This is a genomic window from Trichococcus flocculiformis, assembly GCF_963662535.1.
In the GTDB taxonomy this organism is placed as follows: Bacteria; Bacillota; Bacilli; order Lactobacillales; family Aerococcaceae; genus Trichococcus; species Trichococcus flocculiformis.
In genome coordinates, this window is record NZ_OY759718.1 from 1,916,104 (window position 1) to 1,931,483 (window position 15,380).

General features: G+C 48.2%; 15 protein-coding genes. 1 reads left to right on the top strand and 14 read right to left on the bottom strand.

Annotated features, from left to right (window positions below; all coding sequences use genetic code 11):
• Positions 1–171: 171 nt before the first annotated feature.
• From ACKPCD_RS09095 to ACKPCD_RS09145, 11 genes are all read right to left on the bottom strand, one after another.
• Positions 172–882, bottom strand: a complete 711-nt coding sequence (locus ACKPCD_RS09095) for a uroporphyrinogen-III synthase (protein WP_321433012.1) — start codon at positions 880–882, stop codon at positions 172–174.
• A complete protein-coding gene (gene hemC / locus ACKPCD_RS09100) occupies positions 879–1,763 on the bottom strand; it encodes a hydroxymethylbilane synthase (protein WP_321433013.1) in 885 nt (294 codons plus the stop codon). Before hemC ends, ACKPCD_RS09095 begins: the two co-directional genes overlap by 4 nt.
• Positions 1,764–1,818: 55 nt before the next feature.
• Positions 1,819–2,598, bottom strand: a complete 780-nt coding sequence (locus tag ACKPCD_RS09105; protein ID WP_086988019.1) for a formate/nitrite transporter family protein — start codon at positions 2,596–2,598, stop codon at positions 1,819–1,821.
• On the bottom strand, positions 2,586–3,557 hold the full coding sequence (gene cobA, locus ACKPCD_RS09110; protein WP_321433014.1) for a uroporphyrinogen-III C-methyltransferase: 972 nt from the start codon (positions 3,555–3,557) through the stop codon (positions 2,586–2,588). Before cobA ends, ACKPCD_RS09105 begins: the two co-directional genes overlap by 13 nt.
• The gene (locus ACKPCD_RS09115) at positions 3,554–3,871 is read right to left on the bottom strand and encodes a nitrite reductase (NAD(P)H) small subunit (protein ID WP_321433015.1); all 318 of its coding nucleotides are present in this window, start codon (positions 3,869–3,871) and stop codon (positions 3,554–3,556) included. Before ACKPCD_RS09115 ends, cobA begins: the two co-directional genes overlap by 4 nt.
• A gap of 1 nt (position 3,872) precedes the next feature.
• Positions 3,873–6,296, bottom strand: coding sequence for a nitrite reductase large subunit NirB (gene nirB / locus ACKPCD_RS09120; protein ID WP_086988022.1), 2,424 nt, complete (start codon positions 6,294–6,296; stop codon positions 3,873–3,875).
• Positions 6,297–6,688: 392 nt separating this feature from the next.
• Positions 6,689–7,138 (bottom strand): precorrin-2 dehydrogenase/sirohydrochlorin ferrochelatase family protein, encoded by a 450-nt coding sequence (locus ACKPCD_RS09125; RefSeq protein WP_321433016.1) that lies wholly within the window; start codon positions 7,136–7,138, stop codon positions 6,689–6,691.
• Positions 7,126–7,815: a sirohydrochlorin chelatase gene (locus ACKPCD_RS09130; protein WP_321433017.1), complete on the bottom strand. Its 690-nt coding sequence runs from the start codon at positions 7,813–7,815 to the stop codon at positions 7,126–7,128. The genes ACKPCD_RS09125 and ACKPCD_RS09130 overlap by 13 nt, the downstream gene beginning before the upstream one ends.
• Positions 7,816–7,825: 10 nt before the next feature.
• Positions 7,826–8,458: a response regulator gene (locus ACKPCD_RS09135; RefSeq protein WP_321433018.1), complete on the bottom strand. Its 633-nt coding sequence runs from the start codon at positions 8,456–8,458 to the stop codon at positions 7,826–7,828.
• Complete coding sequence (locus ACKPCD_RS09140; RefSeq protein WP_321433019.1) at positions 8,455–9,447, bottom strand: sensor histidine kinase; 993 nt, start codon at positions 9,445–9,447, stop codon at positions 8,455–8,457. Before ACKPCD_RS09140 ends, ACKPCD_RS09135 begins: the two co-directional genes overlap by 4 nt.
• A complete protein-coding gene (locus tag ACKPCD_RS09145; protein ID WP_321433020.1) occupies positions 9,440–9,886 on the bottom strand; it encodes a GAF domain-containing protein in 447 nt (148 codons plus the stop codon). The genes ACKPCD_RS09140 and ACKPCD_RS09145 overlap by 8 nt, the downstream gene beginning before the upstream one ends.
• Before the next feature lie 119 nt (positions 9,887–10,005).
• On the opposite strand from ACKPCD_RS09145, the gene ACKPCD_RS09150 reads away from it, so the two are divergent.
• A complete protein-coding gene (locus tag ACKPCD_RS09150; protein ID WP_321433021.1) occupies positions 10,006–11,514 on the top strand; it encodes an amino acid permease in 1,509 nt (502 codons plus the stop codon).
• 124 nt (positions 11,515–11,638) lie between these two features.
• On the opposite strand, the gene ACKPCD_RS09155 is transcribed toward ACKPCD_RS09150, so the two are convergent.
• From ACKPCD_RS09155 to infB, 3 genes are all read right to left on the bottom strand, one after another.
• On the bottom strand, positions 11,639–12,208 hold the full coding sequence (locus tag ACKPCD_RS09155; protein WP_321433022.1) for an SF0329 family protein: 570 nt from the start codon (positions 12,206–12,208) through the stop codon (positions 11,639–11,641).
• Between the two features lie 303 nt (positions 12,209–12,511).
• On the bottom strand, positions 12,512–12,868 hold the full coding sequence (gene rbfA, locus ACKPCD_RS09160) for a 30S ribosome-binding factor RbfA (RefSeq protein ID WP_321433023.1): 357 nt from the start codon (positions 12,866–12,868) through the stop codon (positions 12,512–12,514).
• A 38-nt stretch (positions 12,869–12,906) separates the two neighbouring features.
• The gene (gene infB, locus ACKPCD_RS09165; RefSeq protein WP_321433024.1) at positions 12,907–15,360 is read right to left on the bottom strand and encodes a translation initiation factor IF-2; all 2,454 of its coding nucleotides are present in this window, start codon (positions 15,358–15,360) and stop codon (positions 12,907–12,909) included.
• Between the last annotated feature and the right edge of the window lie 20 nt (positions 15,361–15,380).

The window sequence follows — 15,380 nt, forward strand, 5'->3', positions numbered from 1 at the left end:
TCCCTTCTGCAGAACGTATTCTCTAGGATACTCATCTTACCTCTTACCTACATTCTACAACTTCTTCGGCGCAGCGTATAGCACGAAGGTCCTATCTAAACATGGTTATCAGAAAAACCTGATTCCATCAAAAAAACAGATGCTCAGATCACACTGATCTTTGCATCTGCTCTAGCATGTTTGTTCCGGATCTCCTGCATTTTTACCGTCTTGTCTTCTCAACAGACGTGCCTCGTACCCGCATTCGTTGATTGCTTTTTCCGTCGTCTTTCCGATTGCATAGAACATTAAGGTCTTTTTGGCTGTCTTTTCATACACAGAAAGAAATCTGTGCCAAGCTGATGGGCTGGCAAAGTAGACAGCGGACAGTTCATCCAAATTGAGCAGCTTCGCCAATTCAGCTTTGCTTTCGTCCGGGAAGACGTTTTGGTAAAGGACAGAACCGGTTACCTCGTTTTGGATACCCAGATGTTCCTCGATGTAGTCATCAGCGAGTTGGCTCTTAGAGTAGAAAATCGAAGTCCCTGATGGAAAACGTTCCTGCCAAGCGGAAACGAGCTGTTCTTTTGTTTCCTGCGGGCTGACGAAAGCCACTTCAAATCCGCATGCTTGGACCATAGCACCGGTTTTCTTGCCGATAACGGCAATCAAAGGGCGATGCCCTTTTTCAACAACGCCCAAGACACTCTTTACAGGCGCTTGACTCGTGAAGAAAAGCCACTCGGCCGCATTGATTTTATTTTTGATGGATTCCGGTATCGGTAACTGTTTGATTTCACATAAAGGTATTTCGTAAAACCTTCCGTATCCTGCCTCACGGAAGCGGACCTGATCTTCGGCATTCATGGCTAGAGGCCTGGTCAACAATACCGTTTTCTTCATGGCAACAATTCGGCAGCAGCCATTTTCGACAACTCAAGCGGATCATCCCCGACATAACGTTTCCTTACCCCAGGTTTGTTGGTCGATTCGGCCAAGAAAGCCAAAAATTCCCATTGGCCATCATCCAATCGATGCGCATAGCCGCCTATCGGCAAGTCGCAGTTGCCATTAGCCCGATGCAGAAAGAAACGTTCTGTACGGCATGCAATTGCTGCAGCTTCATCATTGATTCCGCGCAGCAATGCCATCAGTTCCTTATCGCCCTCACGGCACTGGACAGCCATGATCCCTTGTCCGATCGCCGGCACACACACTTCTGGTTCGAGCATAAGGATATGCAATCCCTTCAGATAATCCATCCTTTCAAGTCCTGCTGCCGCTAGGACAATACCGTCCAATCCTTCTTCCTTCATCTTTCGGAGTCGGGTCTCGATATTACCGCGGATCGGCATAAACGACATGTCCGGAAATGCAGTCTTCAACTGGTTGATCCTGCGTACACTGCTTGTGCCTATCACCATAGGCACAGCTGTACCCGAAAAAGGTTTGTCATCATTCCAGATCAAACAATCGAAAGGATTCGCCCTTTTGGGTGTGGCGACGATGGTCAATCCCTCCGGCAAACGGGCTGGCACATCCTTGAGGCTGTGCACAGCAAAGTCGATTGTCCCGTCCAACAGTTGGGCCTCGACTTCCTTCACAAACACGCCCTTGCCTCCGATTTGCGCCAAGGGCACGTGCACCAGCCTGTCTCCTTTGGTGGTGATGCCGACCACCTCGATATCTACCGAAGGATCCACCCTTTTCAGAGCCTCAATGACCAGTTCGGTTTGTTTCAGGGCCAATGCACTGCTTCGTGTGCCTACTCTTAGTGTCTTCATGCAACGTCCTCCCTTCTGTCACTATTATAGAAGACTTACGCTTGAAATAAAAAGGTTATCTACTTTCTCGCATACCGATTCTGTAAGCCATGAAATAGAGTCCGCCCATGAAGAATCCGCCGCCCACCAGATTTCCGATCCAGACAATGCTGATGTTCAGCATGAATTCCGTCCAAGTCGCCCCTCCGGCGAAAATTCCTGCCGGAATCAGGAACATGTTCGCTACGACATGCTGATAACCGGCAATCACGAAAGCCATGATCGGCAGAAAAGTACCGAAAATTTTCCCGATGAAATCCTTGGCTGCATAGTTCATGTAAACGCCTGTGCAGACCAGGATATTGCAAGCAACCGAAGAAAAGAACAATTGAACGGGTGCCACATCGATACGGCCTCTGGCGACAGCAATCGTCCTATCGATAAACGCTCCTTGCAGCGTGCCGGACAAGTAACCAAAGAAATAGGCTACAAAAAGGGCTCCCATCAAGTTGAAAAGTGTGACGACCGCCATGTTCCTCAACCAGGATTTTCCGGATATTTCTTTTGCGAACAACGCAAGTGATACAGACAACATATTCCCTGTCACCAATTCGCCGCCCACCAACAACAGGCAAATCAGGCCGACCGGGAAGACCATCGCCCCCAACAAGTTTACGAGCGTGCCCCACTCAACTGGCATCGATCCCATAGTGCGGATCATCGCAACACCCGCCAGTCCGATGAAGACACCGGCCATGATTCCCAACGTTGCCATCGTCATGATGCTGTAATCAGCTTTATGTTTGCCTCTTAGAATGGCTTCTTCTAATAATTCTTTCGGGCTCAATGCTCCCATAATGGCTTCACCTTTTCCGCTTCATAGCTATTTTTTGCTGCTTCATCAACAAAGATGATGGTATCGAAATGCCGCTCCGCTAAGTAGTGCTTGTTTACCTCATCAAAACGGTGATCCCGCGTTTCGCCTACTTGCATCCACCAGACATCCGCGCCTTTTTGTGTCTGCTCAAGCAGTGCATACATGTCAGGTCTGTTTGTTGAAATATACAGTATCGATTCGCCTTTTTCCGGCAAGTCCGAAAACCAATCAAAGCGTTCCCCGGCATGGACGACTTCACCCAGGATGATCATGGCCGGATTCTCGATTTTGGTTTCGCTGATTTTTTGCCTGATGTCCGCTAATGTTCCTTGCAACTTTACCTGCCTGCCGTATGTTCCCCATTGGGTGATCAGGATAGGCATTCTCGCTGACATCCCTTGCGCCAAGGCCGCTTCCACAAAACGGTCGAGCGCCTCCACACCCATGTAAAGGCATACAGTCTGGCCGTTCAACAATTGCTGGAAAGTGTTTTTTTCATTATCGACCAGTCTGCCGGTGGTAAAAGTCACCGAAGTGGCCACTCCTCTTTGCGTCAACGAAATCCCGCTGTAGCCGGCAGTGCCGCTGGCGGCAGTGATCCCGGGTGTAATGTCGAAGCGCATACCGGCGTTCTGACAAGCCTCTAATTCTTCCGTCAGACGGCCGAAAATGACAGGATCTCCGCCTTTCAGTCGGACGACCGACTCGTAAGATTCGGCTGTTTCAATCAGTTTTCCATTGATTTCTGCCTGTCTGATCGAGGGCCGATCAGGTGTTTTGCCGACATAGATGAAACGGCAATCCTGCTTGCAATGAAAGAGCAGCAACGGATTGACCAGCCGATCGTAGATGACCGCATCGGCATGCTGCAACAGCCGCACACCTTTTGCAGTCATCAATTCCGGATCTCCCGGTCCTGCCCCTACGAAATGGATCATAGCGAAGCACCCTTCAAGTAAATGTCCCCGTCTTCAAGCAACAGCTCATATACCTTCAATTGGCCTTCATCGGGGTCCTGGATGCGCCCGTCAAGCAAGGATATTTTATAATCCCGCAGCGGTTCATAAAGGTATTCGCCTGATACGGTCCCTTCCAGAACAGGTCCGCCAGTCAATGGGCAAAAATCTTCGATGGCCGTGATACGGCCGTCTGATAGTTGGAAAAGGGCAATCTTTTTGTTCCCGATCGATACGGATCGTCCGATCTGCGGAAACAAAGCATCTGTTGTGGTCAAAAATATTTTTTCTGTCATTTTAATCACCCACCGTTACAAGTTCTCTTCTGTCTATCGAATATAATTTTTCCTGGATATCGCGATCGCCGACGACTTCGTGCCATGGATCTTTCCGTTTCACTGCAGTTGCCACATCCAAAGCCTCGATCAAGTCTTTGCGCTTGGCGGCATCGCCCAGTATATGCTTGACGGCCTCAAACCCTAACCGTTCCATCCATGGAGCGGTTCTCTCGCCGTAAATGCCGGTTTCACGATAGTACTGCAGCAAAGCACCGCAATATTCAATGACTTCTTCTTCCGTTTCCACTGTCGTAAGCAACTGCGCTTCCTTGACTTCAGTACCGCCATTTCCGCCGATATAGATCTGATAGCCGTTCTCGACACAAATGATGCCGAAATCCTTCACGCCGGATTCTACGCAGCTGCGCGGACAAGCTGATACGCCAACTTTGAATTTGTGCGGTGTGTCGATGAACTCAAAGCGTTCTTCCAACTTGATGCCAAGCCCCATTGAATCCTGGGTGCCGAATCTGCAGAAGTTCTTCCCGACGCAAGTTTTAACCGAGCGGAAAGCTTTTGCATAAGCCTGTGCTGAAACCATGTCCAATTCTTTCCAGATGGCCGGAAGGTCTTGCTTCTTGACGCCGTACAGGCCGATTCGTTGGCTTCCTGTGACTTTCACTAATGGCACGCTGTATTTTTCGGCTACTTTGGCGATCTGCAGCAGTTGCTGCGGATTCGTCTGGCCGCCCCTCATTCTCGGAATGACCGAGAACGTTCCGTCTTTTTGGATATTGGCATGCATGCGCTCGTTCACATAGCGTGATTGGCGCTCATCTTTATGTTCAGTCGGGAAGGCAACATTCAAATAGAAATTGACTGCCGGTCTGCATTTCGCGCAGCCTTCAGGATTTGCAAAATGCAGTTCTTTGAATACATCCGTGCTGGTCGTCAGATGCTTCGCATAAATCTGAGTCATGACTTGGTCCCTGTTCAAATCCGTGCAGGAGCAGATGCCGGTTGAAGCTGTGACACCCTCACCGAGTTCGTGCTCCAACAAAGTCTGTACTTGCGGCTTGCATTTTCCGCAACTGGTTCCGGCTTTGGTGACTTTTCCGACTTCAGCTACATTTGTCAAGCCTTTGTCACGGATGCCTCTGATGATGTCGCCTTTCGTGACGCCGTTGCAGCCGCAGACGGTCTCATCGTCATCCCAAGCAACGACATCATCGCTGCCTGCCTCTTCACCTGCGGCCTGCAAAATCGCGATCGATTGCAGATCAGCGATTTCCTGGCCTTTTTTCATCATGTTGTAGTAACGGTTGCCGTCCGCTGTTTCGCCGTAGAGGACGATCCCCTCGATGCGGTTATCCTTGATGAACACTTTTTTGTAGTTCCTGTTGACGCCGTCGAATGCTTCGATGCTCTGCATCCCTTCAGTATCCATGATGTTCCCTGCTGAATACAGATCGCATCCGGAAACTTTCAAGGAAGTGAACGTCTTGGATCCTTGGTATGGTTTGGCTTCGATGCCTGTCAATACATCGGCCAGCACTTTTCCTTGTTCAAACAAGGGGGCAACCAATCCGTAGGTTTTCCCGTCATGTTCCACGCACTCCCCGATTGCATAGATAGCCGGCAAATTGGTTTCCATGAAGTCATTCACGACAATCCCGCGGTTTACTTCCAGACCGACTTCGCGCGCCAATTCGGCAGCTGGTCGGATACCGATCGACATGACGACAAGATCGGTATCGATCGCGGTGCCGTCCTTGAAGCGCAGGCCAGTGACGCGCTCGTCACCCAATATTTCGGTTGTTGCGTGTTCCAGCAGGAATTTCAGTCCCTGTGCCTCGAGATCTCCCTGCAACAATTTGCCTGCTCTCTCATCCAATTGGGTTTCCATCAACCATTTGGCCAAATGGACAACGGTGACGTCCATTCCCTGCAGCTGCAGGCCTTTCGCGGCTTCCAACCCAAGCAGACCGCCGCCGATGACGACAGCTTTCTTGTGCTTGCCTGCGGCTTCCATCATTTCAGCCGTATCATCGATGGTTCGAAAGGCGACTACGCCGTCTTTCTGCGAACCGGGAATCGGTAAAATGAATGGATGGGAACCAGTGGCAAAAACCAATTTATCGAAAGGGATCTTCAGCCCTTTTTCGCTTGTGACAAGCTTATTCGCTGTATCGACTCCGACCGCCGGATCTTCGTTGATCAGCGTGATATTGTTCTCTTCGTACCATGTATATGGATTGGTGATGATTTCATCCACCGTCATTTTATTCTGCAGCACATTGGACAGCATGATACGATTGTAATTCGGGTAGCATTCCTTCCCGATGATCGTGATATCATAGCGTTCCGGATCTCTTTCCAGAATTTCTTCAACCAAACGAACCCCTGCCATACCGTTTCCGATCAAGACCAAATGTTCTCTCATTTGCGCACCCTCTTCTATTCGTTGTTATAAAATTCACAATAAAGTATTTGTGAATCATTTAATATTAGGGAAACGCCTATGTTTTATTGAATGCCATATTTTGGACAAAAACGTTGTGCGCGGATGCAACGGAGAAAGCAATGGAGAACACAACGGAGAATCCGGCTCCGGTCCGAGCTGCCTACCTCCGGCCGGCTTGCCTTTGACCGGAGGTACTGTCGCTTTCAGCATGCTCAGCTCCGATTAAGCAGCCTTCGCCGGAGGACAGCACGTAAAAGCGCCGTTACCTCCGGCGAATGGGCGCTCGTCGGAGGTCCGGTTTCGAACCACTTGGTTTCCCGTGGTCATCCCCGTTCCACAACTTCTTCTGCAACAACAAAAAAACTCAAGCACTAGGCTTGAGTCGGATTTATTTTTTCGGCTATTTCATGAAGTATCTGTTTGGCTTTTCGCGGATCATTCCCGTAAGTGGAGACAGCCACCAGGTAGTCATCCTGGCGCAGCGTCGCAAGATTGATGAAGTCACTGTTGCTTCGGTCGGTCGTGTCGTTCAGGAACTGATGCGGTCCGATTTCCGACCTTGCCGCTTTGTTTGTTGCCAGATCATCCGTGCAGATGAAGATGAAAGTTGCATCTTCAAGATCGCCGGATTTGTATGCCCGCCTGACCAGTAATGCTTTGCCGCTTTCAGCCCACTCCAGGATTTCCTGACTTACGGTAGGAGCGATGACGGTCGGCTGGGCACCGCAACGGATCAATTCCTGCAATTTCCGCGTCGCGATCTTGCCACCGCCGACCACCACTACTTTACGTTTGCTGATGTCAACCATCATCGGATACATCCGGTATCCTCCAACCGTTCCTTAAGGGCTTTATGGACGGCTTCTGCATCGAGCAATTGTTCCAGCAACATATCCTGAGGTCGATTTTTTTCGAACCAGCATCCTATTTTTTGGGCCAAGTATCCATCCGTAAAGAACAGCCGTTGCACGATGTAGGACTGATCTCCGGAAATCGCTTGGTAATGCGGTTCGCCGAGATGGTTTGTAGCGAAGACTTCGCGACCCAAATCCGATCTCAAGGCAGCAGCAATCCTTTCCAGTTGTTCGCCAGGCTCAGGATAATGGGTCGTTCCGTGAGCGACCAACATGATTGGAAATGTCGGGTGTGTCTCTGCAGCTTCCTGCAACCGGCCTTTCAGCCAGTCGTATACAGCTTTCGTTGTCCCCAGTGTCTCGCAGATTTCAAACGGAACTGCAGCGCATGCCTGCATGCGCTGCGGGATATCCTCCCGAGCGTGCGTGGCCGGGAAAAGCAGCACTGGAACGACAATTATTTTGTCCACCTTTTGTTTTTCCAGCTCCTTGACTGCATCCTCCAACATCTGTTGTTGCCCTTCCAGCATACCGATTGCTTGGGGCAGATCCAAGGTGTCGCTGAAATCTTTGACGATATTGGACAGTTTTTGCGGGATACTTGTCTTTCTGCCATGCAGCACGTACATGATTCCGATTTTCATCTTATTCCTCCTAGAAATCGACCAGATGATTTTTCACACTATAACGCAAAAGATCGGCGTAGCTGTCGACCTTCAGTTTTTTTCTGATGTTTGCTTTATGAACCTCTACCGTTTTGACGGAAATGAACAGTTTTTCGGCTATGTCCCTGTTGTTGTAGCCCAAAGCGACGAGCGGCAGGACCTCTTTTTCCCGTTTCGAAAGGCTAGCATAGAGGCTGTCGCCCTGAAAGGTGTCCAGCTCATCCAAGTTGTCACTTGTATATCCGCTGTAATAACGTTGGTTGGCATGGACTTTCCGGATGCCGTCCAGCAAGATGTCGTCGGTTGTGCTTTTGAGGATAAAACCATCTGCTCCTGCATTCAATGCTTCCCTCACGTAGCTTTCCTCGTCATGCATCGTCAATACAATCACTTTGATCTCCGGATGCGTTTCTTTGATCCGGCGCGTCGTATGCAAACCGTTTTCCCCGGGTGGCATACTGATGTCCATCAATACAAGATCCGCCTGCGTATTTTCCAGCTTCATGAAAACTTCGTTGCCGTCAGCGGCGTCACCGACGACCTCCATGTCCGGTTGCGCATTCAACATGAAGGTCAGTGCGTTGCGCACCAGTGCATGATCGTCTGCAATAATGATTTTCATGCTAAGCCCTCCTTATAAGGCACGATCATTGTGATGCGTGTCCCTTTTCCTATACCTGTTTCGACTTCGATTGTCCCGCCTACAGATTGGGCGCGTTCCCGCAAGTTCAGCAATCCGAACCCCAGGTGATAAGGATCGTAGATGAACCCTTTGCCTGCATCCGCAATCGTGACGCGCAGTTCATTTTGGCCAAAATCAAGGGTGATGGACGCTTCATTCTCTCCGGAATATTTCAGAGCATTCGAGATTGCCTCCTGAATACTGCGGTAGATGACGACATTCCCTCGGCTGCTAAGATCAATCCTGTCCCCGTCTACGATAACATGGATGATGAATCCTGTCATTTCCATTGTCTGTTCGACAAACTGATTTATCGCCGGGATAAGCCCGACATCATCCAGAATGCTCGGCCGCAATTCGGTAGCCAAACTCTTGATTTCCAAAAGTACGTCCGCAAAATGCCGATCTATCGCCTGGAGCTTTTGCTGATGTTCCTCAACCGGTGTCCACTTCAGCCCTCTCGTTTCAAGCATCAAGCTGTAGATGCTCTGGGCGATCCCATCATGGAGTTCGCGCGCAATCCTTTTTTGCTCACTCTCGCGGGCTTCGTTCAAGTAGGTCAGCATGCTTTTCCCCTCTGATTCGAAGGGCTTATCGATATAGCGGATCTCCAGCATCCAGTCGTGTTCCCTTTTCACAAGTTTTCCGAAAAATTCATAGGAGACTCCGTCACGGCCCATAAAAGTGATCGGGAACCCATCCGAAGCCGCCCATTTACTCTCGAGCGGGCAGTTTTTGCATGCTGTTTTATCTGTATGGAATGCGCAACAAGTGCCCTTGGCTACCTGTACCGCATATTCCATTGAAATGACATAATCTTTCTCGAACTTTTCTGCCTGTGCATTCTTGTCGATTACAATGTAGTCAGCATCCATGAGCCAAGTCGGTTGGGGCAAAATTTTGGAAATGCGTTCATTTGGATCAGCCATCTTTGTGCCCCTCCTCTTCCAATAGGGCTGCTAAGCCTGGCAAAGATTCGTAGACAACAGTCACATCAGCCAGATGGGACTCTATCGGATGGCGGTATCCAAGCAACAAGACCGCTCGGATGATGCCGTTCTTCATTATCGGAATGCCGATTGTCATGTCGAGCTGCTCGAGCCTTGCAATTGGATACTTCAAAAGATTCTGGCTGTCTGATTGGATTTCAGTGGCACGTTGTTCCCGGCCGGTGCGCCAAACTTCGCCGGCGATGCCTTTACCGATCCGCAAGCGGATCGTTTTGTAGTGATCGCTTGTATTTCCGGCAACATGCGTCCAACGCAGTTCAGTTTGTTGGCAGGCCAGGGCAACATCCTGAGCCAAGCCTAAAAAATCTGCCTGCCATTCTTTTCTTTTCTCCTGCAACCACAAATCTATTTGTGACATTATTCACTACTCCAATTCCCTATATTTTTCGAAATCTGTGGATTTTTGTTGCCCTTTATCCAAAAAGTTACTATGATGATACCAATTGTTGGAAGCAAATTATTAATAAGGAGTTTATTATGAAACCAACCAAAAGTCTATCATTTTTCAATCTGATACTGATCATCGTCATGACCGTATATTCTTTTTCAAGTATGTCGTCCTCATTTTTCATGATGGGTCTGAAATCATTCCCTTGGTTTTTGATCAGCGCTTTTTTTTATTTTATACCCTATGCCCTTATTGTATCAGAATATACACGCAGCTATTCGAATCGCACAGGCGGCATCTATGATTGGCTGAAGGATGCTTTTTCACCGCGTATCGCGTTCATTACCGCCTTCCTGTGGTACTGCAGCTACTTCACGTGGATCATCAGCCTCTTCATGAAATTGTTGATTCCTTTCACGATCATGCTTTTTGGACAGGACTTGACTTCCGCTGAGCAATGGTTCGGCATCGACACGGCCTACTGGATTATGGTTCTCTCACTTGTAGCTGTATTTTGCATGACTTGGGTGATCAACCGCGGTCACCAGGCCGTCTTTTCATTTTTGAAGACGAGCAGCTATGCAATGGTCGGTCTGCTGCTCATTTCTGGAATCGGCAATCTGATGTTGATGGTGAACACTCCGCAACTCATCGCTCAAAATATGCAGCAGAGCCTTGCCGCCCCGAGTTTCTTCAAAGGGACCAATGATTCATTCCTTTCGCAGTTGCCCTTCTTTATTTTTGCCATCACCGCATTCGGCGGATTGGACACGATCGCCAGTCTTGTAGACAAATCCGGCCAACAGCGAAAGAAATTTCCGAAAGCATTGATCATCAGCGCTGTGATCATCGTCGTCCTTTATTTCGGCGGCATTATGCTATGGAGCGGTGCGAATAACCTGAATGTATTGCGGGAAACCGATCAGTTCCATCTCGGCAATCTGATGTACGGTTTGATGGGCAGTCTTGCCAATAACCTCAGCATTGCCTTCGGTCTGTCGGCATCCGCTCAGGCATTCCTATATCAAGCATTCATACGCTATACTGCCTTCACCTTGTTTGTGGCCTATATCGGATTGTTGTCGTCCATCACCTATACACCATTAAAAAGTTTGATCCAGGGCACGCCAAAGGAAATTTGGCCGCAATTTCTGACTAAAATCAACCACAAACAGATGCCACAAACGGCACTTTGGATCCAAGCTTCGGTTGTTTCTTTGTGCATCATCGGCTTATCTTTAAATAGTACCATTTTAGGTACATTATTCAACCAACTGACCTATATGACGAATGTAGCCCGTGCCATTCCGTATTTCGTCGTAGCCGCAAGTTATCCGTTCTATCGTATCAAGAACCCTGGATTGCTGAAGCACTCACTGATTGCTGCGCACTGGCAAGGTTACCTTTGCTCGCTGAGTGTCTGCACAGCTACTTTGATTGCCATCACCTTCCAGGTCTACCAGCCATTCCACACCGGTGAATATGTCCAGGCGTTGTTGCTGATCGTTGGACCGATTCTGTTCGGATTGCTTGGCAGCAGCATTTACCAACGGTTCGAGAAGAAACGAACACAACTATTCCTTGAAGATAATCTGTAGAGCATACGTTATGAATGCAAAAAGGAACCGCTCAGGTGATTTGGCCTGATTGGTTCCTTTTTGGCGTCTGGAAGCCGGTTTCCCCGCTGGCGTTCCTTGTGGATACCGCAAGCCCCAATACACCCTACTTCAGGCCACGCCTCAGTGCATAGAAATATTGCACAATCGGATGCTTCATTCTCACTGATTGTTCCATGTCCATGATTCGTTTCTTGCCGACGCGCCTATCCAACAAGGCCAAGCAATTCAACAGAATGTCTTTACTTGCGAGACTGTCTTCGATGGGTTGGCTCAAAAATACATCAGCGGTTTTGTTGAAATCGGTTTTGCTTAAGGTCACTTGGGCGGCCATCGTTCCCTTCACATAGGCCATCAGTTTGCGGTCGCTCGCGATTACTGCCAACCGTTCTTCAGGTACTTTTCCGCCGGTTTCTTTCCTGATTTGTTCAATTTCGGCTTCGCTGAGCGGAATCATGACTGCAGGATCATTCTTGATGTCCTGTTCCGACAGGTACCACCTTATTCCTGTCGTTCCGTCCTTCATGTTGAAGATTTTTTTATTGTCTACGGCTATGCGACACTGGCCGTTTTTTTCGGGTGAATAGCGGTAGCTGGTGGATAGGTACTCCACTCTGCCCACTAACACAGGCGCGAGGAAGTTCTCCAACTGCGGCTTCATTTTACTCCAAATCATAATATCCTCCATCAGCAGCTTCAGTGCTGTCCATTTAGTCTACTTTACATTATGTCCAAAAATGTCATGGTCGGTCAATCTTTTTTTACAAGCGAACAGGGCTGAATGCTCACAGCACTAAAATCAACCTCTAAACGATTATAACTAACTGGCAGACTCTGAGTCATTCTATTTACACAACTGACCTCTGGGTAGTTAAATATGGGATTTATGCCATATTCTTGACCACAAAGCAAAAAGCCAGCCACAGCGATCGCATGGATCATTGTGGCTGGCTTTTTTGGTCCGCAGATATGCGAGATTCTATTTCTTTTGATCCTCGTGCATTTTGCGGATCAATTCATCAATCTTACTGCCGTACGCTACCGATTCATCACGTTTAAAAAACAATTCCGGGGTCTTGTAAAGTGACAGACGCGTTCCAAGTTCTTTGCGGACAAGACCAGTTGCCTTGTCCAAACCTTGTTGCGTTTTTTCGCGATCGCTGGCAAGTTCCGATAAGGTGCTGTAATAGATGGTTGCTTGTTGCAAGTCACCGGTGATTTCCACATCCGTTATGTTCACATTCGCAACACGCGGATCTTTTACACGCTTAGCCAGGATATCATTCACTTCGCGTTGAATTTCTTGTTTGATTCTTCCTGCTCTGAAATTAGCCATTTCGGTTCACCTCTCACTAGTTCGATTGCTGTCGAGTATTATTTTTTGATTTCAACCATATGGTACGCTTCGATGACGTCATCGATGCGGATATCGTTGTAATCTTCGATCATCACACCACATTCAAAGCCTTTTTTAACTTCTTTGGCATCATCCTTGAATCGCTTCAAGCTGGCAAGTTTGCCGTCGAAAATGACGATGTTGTCTCGGATGATACGGATACTGCTGTTTCTTCCGATATAGCCGTCGGTCACGAACGCGCCACCGATTGTACCGACTTTAGATACTTTATAGGTCTCGCGGATAAGCGCTTGACCGGTTACTTGCTCTTCAAATTCAGGATCCAGCATCCCTTTCATCGCTGTTTCGATTTCATCGATGGCGTTGTAGATGATGCGGTGCAGACGGATGTCCACATTTTCGCTTTCAGCTTGGATCTTCGCTTGAGGAGTCGGGCGGACGTTGAAACCAATCATGATCGCATTGCTGGCTGCAGCCAAAGTAACATCACTTTCGTTGATTGCACCCGCTGCCGAGTGGACGATTTTGACGCGTACACCCTCAACCTCGATCTTTTGCAAGCTTGCTGCCAAGGCTTCAACTGAACCTTGTACGTCAGCTTTAATGATGACATTGACTTCCTTCAGTTCTCCGTCTTTCAAACTGGAGAACAAGTTATCCAAGGTCACGCGGTTTTGCGTTGAACGCTGCTCCATAAGGGCACGTTTCGCACGTTCTTCACCTGCTTGACGTGCAGTCTTCTCGTCTTCAAAGACGACAAAGTGATCACCCGCTTGCGGTGCTGCATTCAAGCCTGTAATTTCGACAGGCATGGCAGGTCCAGCCGTTTTTACGCGTCTGCCTTGATCGTTGGTCATTACACGGACACGTCCGTGTGTATTGCCGACTACAATCGGATCGCCGATTTTCAAAGTACCCGACTGAACCAATACGGTAGCGATCGGGCCTTTTGATTTATCCAAACGAGCTTCGATGACAGAACCGATAGCTAAACGATTCGGATTAGCTTTCAATTCCTGGACTTCAGCGACCAACAGAATCATTTCCAACAATTCATCGATACCTTGTCCGAACTTGGCCGAGATGTTGACGAAAATCGTTTCTCCGCCCCAAGCTTCAGGAACCAGACCTTGATCAGATAACTCCTGCATCACGCGATCTGGGTTTGCTGTCGGTTTATCGATTTTATTGACTGCAACAATGATAGGAACATCTGCCGCTTTTGCATGGTTGATTGCTTCGATAGTTTGCGGCATCACACCGTCGTCAGCTGCGACAACGATGATCGTGATGTCTGTGACATCCGCTCCGCGGGCACGCATTGTCGTAAAGGCAGCATGTCCAGGTGTATCCAAGAAAGTGATCGGTTTTCCGTCGATTTTGACCTGGTAAGCGCCGATATGCTGCGTGATTCCGCCTGCTTCGGTTTGAATTACGTTCGTGTTGCGCAGTGAGTCCAAAAGCGTCGTTTTACCGTGATCGACGTGACCCATGATTGTGACAACAGGTGGTCTTGAAACTAATTCTTCCGGATTCTCTTCCATTTCGAAATAGCTGTTCAAATCGGAAATATCCTGCACGATTTTTTCTTCAGCTTCGATGCCATAATCGGCAGCCAACAATTCCAAAGCGTCTTTTCCTAATGCCTGGTTTTGTGTGACCATGATGCCCATCAGGAATAACTTCTTGATGATTTCAGCCGGTTCGCGATGCAACTTTTTGGCAACTTCCATTACATTCATGCCGTCTGTATAGACGAAAGTTTCCGGTAACTCGCGGAATTTACGTGGCGGTACTGCCGGTCCTTGCTTCGTTGTGCCTTTTTTGAACTTCGACCGTTTATTTTTATTGTAGGGATTGTTGCCTCTCCCTTGATTTCCTTGGCTGCGTGGATTGGAACCGCCGGAATTTTGACCGTATGCTGGACGGTTTGATTTAGCTGGGGCATTAGTAGTGGAAGTAGTGTTTGCAGTTTTCTGCACTGGTTTGTCATTTGATTTGTTTGGCGAAACAGAGTCAACTCGATTCATTTTAGTATTTGGACGATTTTGTCCAGCTTGGCTTGTGGCTTGCGCCGGCCGTTTTGCATTTTTGTCTGTAGTAGTTTTTGCATGTCCTTTATTTTCGGAACCGTTGTTTTGATTCGAAGAAGGATTCGATGGTTTATTTTTCATGTCTGTGTTTTTCCTCAGTTCACTCTTATCAGTAGTTTTATGTATTTTTGTTGCAGGCGCCTTTTTGTTTTCTGCTGGTTGCTTTTTCTGTGTCGCATTGGATTGCTGTGCACTCGGCTTGGCAACCTGATTTTCAGCAGTGGAAGAGATGGATTGGTTCAACTTTTTGATGTCTCCGTCTTCCATGGTTGACATATGGCTATGATAATCGATCCCCAATTGTTTTGCTTTATCCAACACCGTTTTGCTTGATACCTTGTGTTCTTTTGCATATTCGTAGACACGTTTTTTTTCCATGTCATCACCTTCCTTATCTC

Bases quoted from the DNA above. Each gene is read 5' to 3' on its own strand.
- ACKPCD_RS09130 (WP_321433017.1), bottom strand. From the start codon at position 7,815: ATGAAAATCGGAATCATGTACGTGCTGCATGGCAGAAAGACAAGTATC.
- ACKPCD_RS09095 (WP_321433012.1), bottom strand. From the start codon at position 882: ATGAAGAAAACGGTATTGTTGACCAGGCCTCTAGCCATGAATGCCGAA.
- ACKPCD_RS09125 (WP_321433016.1), bottom strand. From the start codon at position 7,138: ATGTATCCGATGATGGTTGACATCAGCAAACGTAAAGTAGTGGTGGTC.
- ACKPCD_RS09105 (WP_086988019.1), bottom strand. From the start codon at position 2,598: ATGGGAGCATTGAGCCCGAAAGAATTATTAGAAGAAGCCATTCTAAGA.
- cobA (WP_321433014.1), bottom strand. From the start codon at position 3,557: ATGATCCATTTCGTAGGGGCAGGACCGGGAGATCCGGAATTGATGACT.
- nirB (WP_086988022.1), bottom strand. From the start codon at position 6,296: ATGAGAGAACATTTGGTCTTGATCGGAAACGGTATGGCAGGGGTTCGT.
- hemC (WP_321433013.1), bottom strand. From the start codon at position 1,763: ATGAAGACACTAAGAGTAGGCACACGAAGCAGTGCATTGGCCCTGAAA.
- ACKPCD_RS09135 (WP_321433018.1), bottom strand. From the start codon at position 8,458: ATGAAAATCATTATTGCAGACGATCATGCACTGGTGCGCAACGCACTG.
- ACKPCD_RS09140 (WP_321433019.1), bottom strand. From the start codon at position 9,447: ATGGCTGATCCAAATGAACGCATTTCCAAAATTTTGCCCCAACCGACT.
- ACKPCD_RS09115 (WP_321433015.1), bottom strand. From the start codon at position 3,871: ATGACAGAAAAAATATTTTTGACCACAACAGATGCTTTGTTTCCGCAG.
- ACKPCD_RS09145 (WP_321433020.1), bottom strand. From the start codon at position 9,886: ATGTCACAAATAGATTTGTGGTTGCAGGAGAAAAGAAAAGAATGGCAG.
- rbfA (WP_321433023.1), bottom strand. From the start codon at position 12,868: ATGGCTAATTTCAGAGCAGGAAGAATCAAACAAGAAATTCAACGCGAA.
- ACKPCD_RS09155 (WP_321433022.1), bottom strand. From the start codon at position 12,208: ATGATTTGGAGTAAAATGAAGCCGCAGTTGGAGAACTTCCTCGCGCCT.
- ACKPCD_RS09150 (WP_321433021.1), top strand. From the start codon at position 10,006: ATGAAACCAACCAAAAGTCTATCATTTTTCAATCTGATACTGATCATC.
- infB (WP_321433024.1), bottom strand. From the start codon at position 15,360: ATGGAAAAAAAACGTGTCTACGAATATGCAAAAGAACACAAGGTATCA.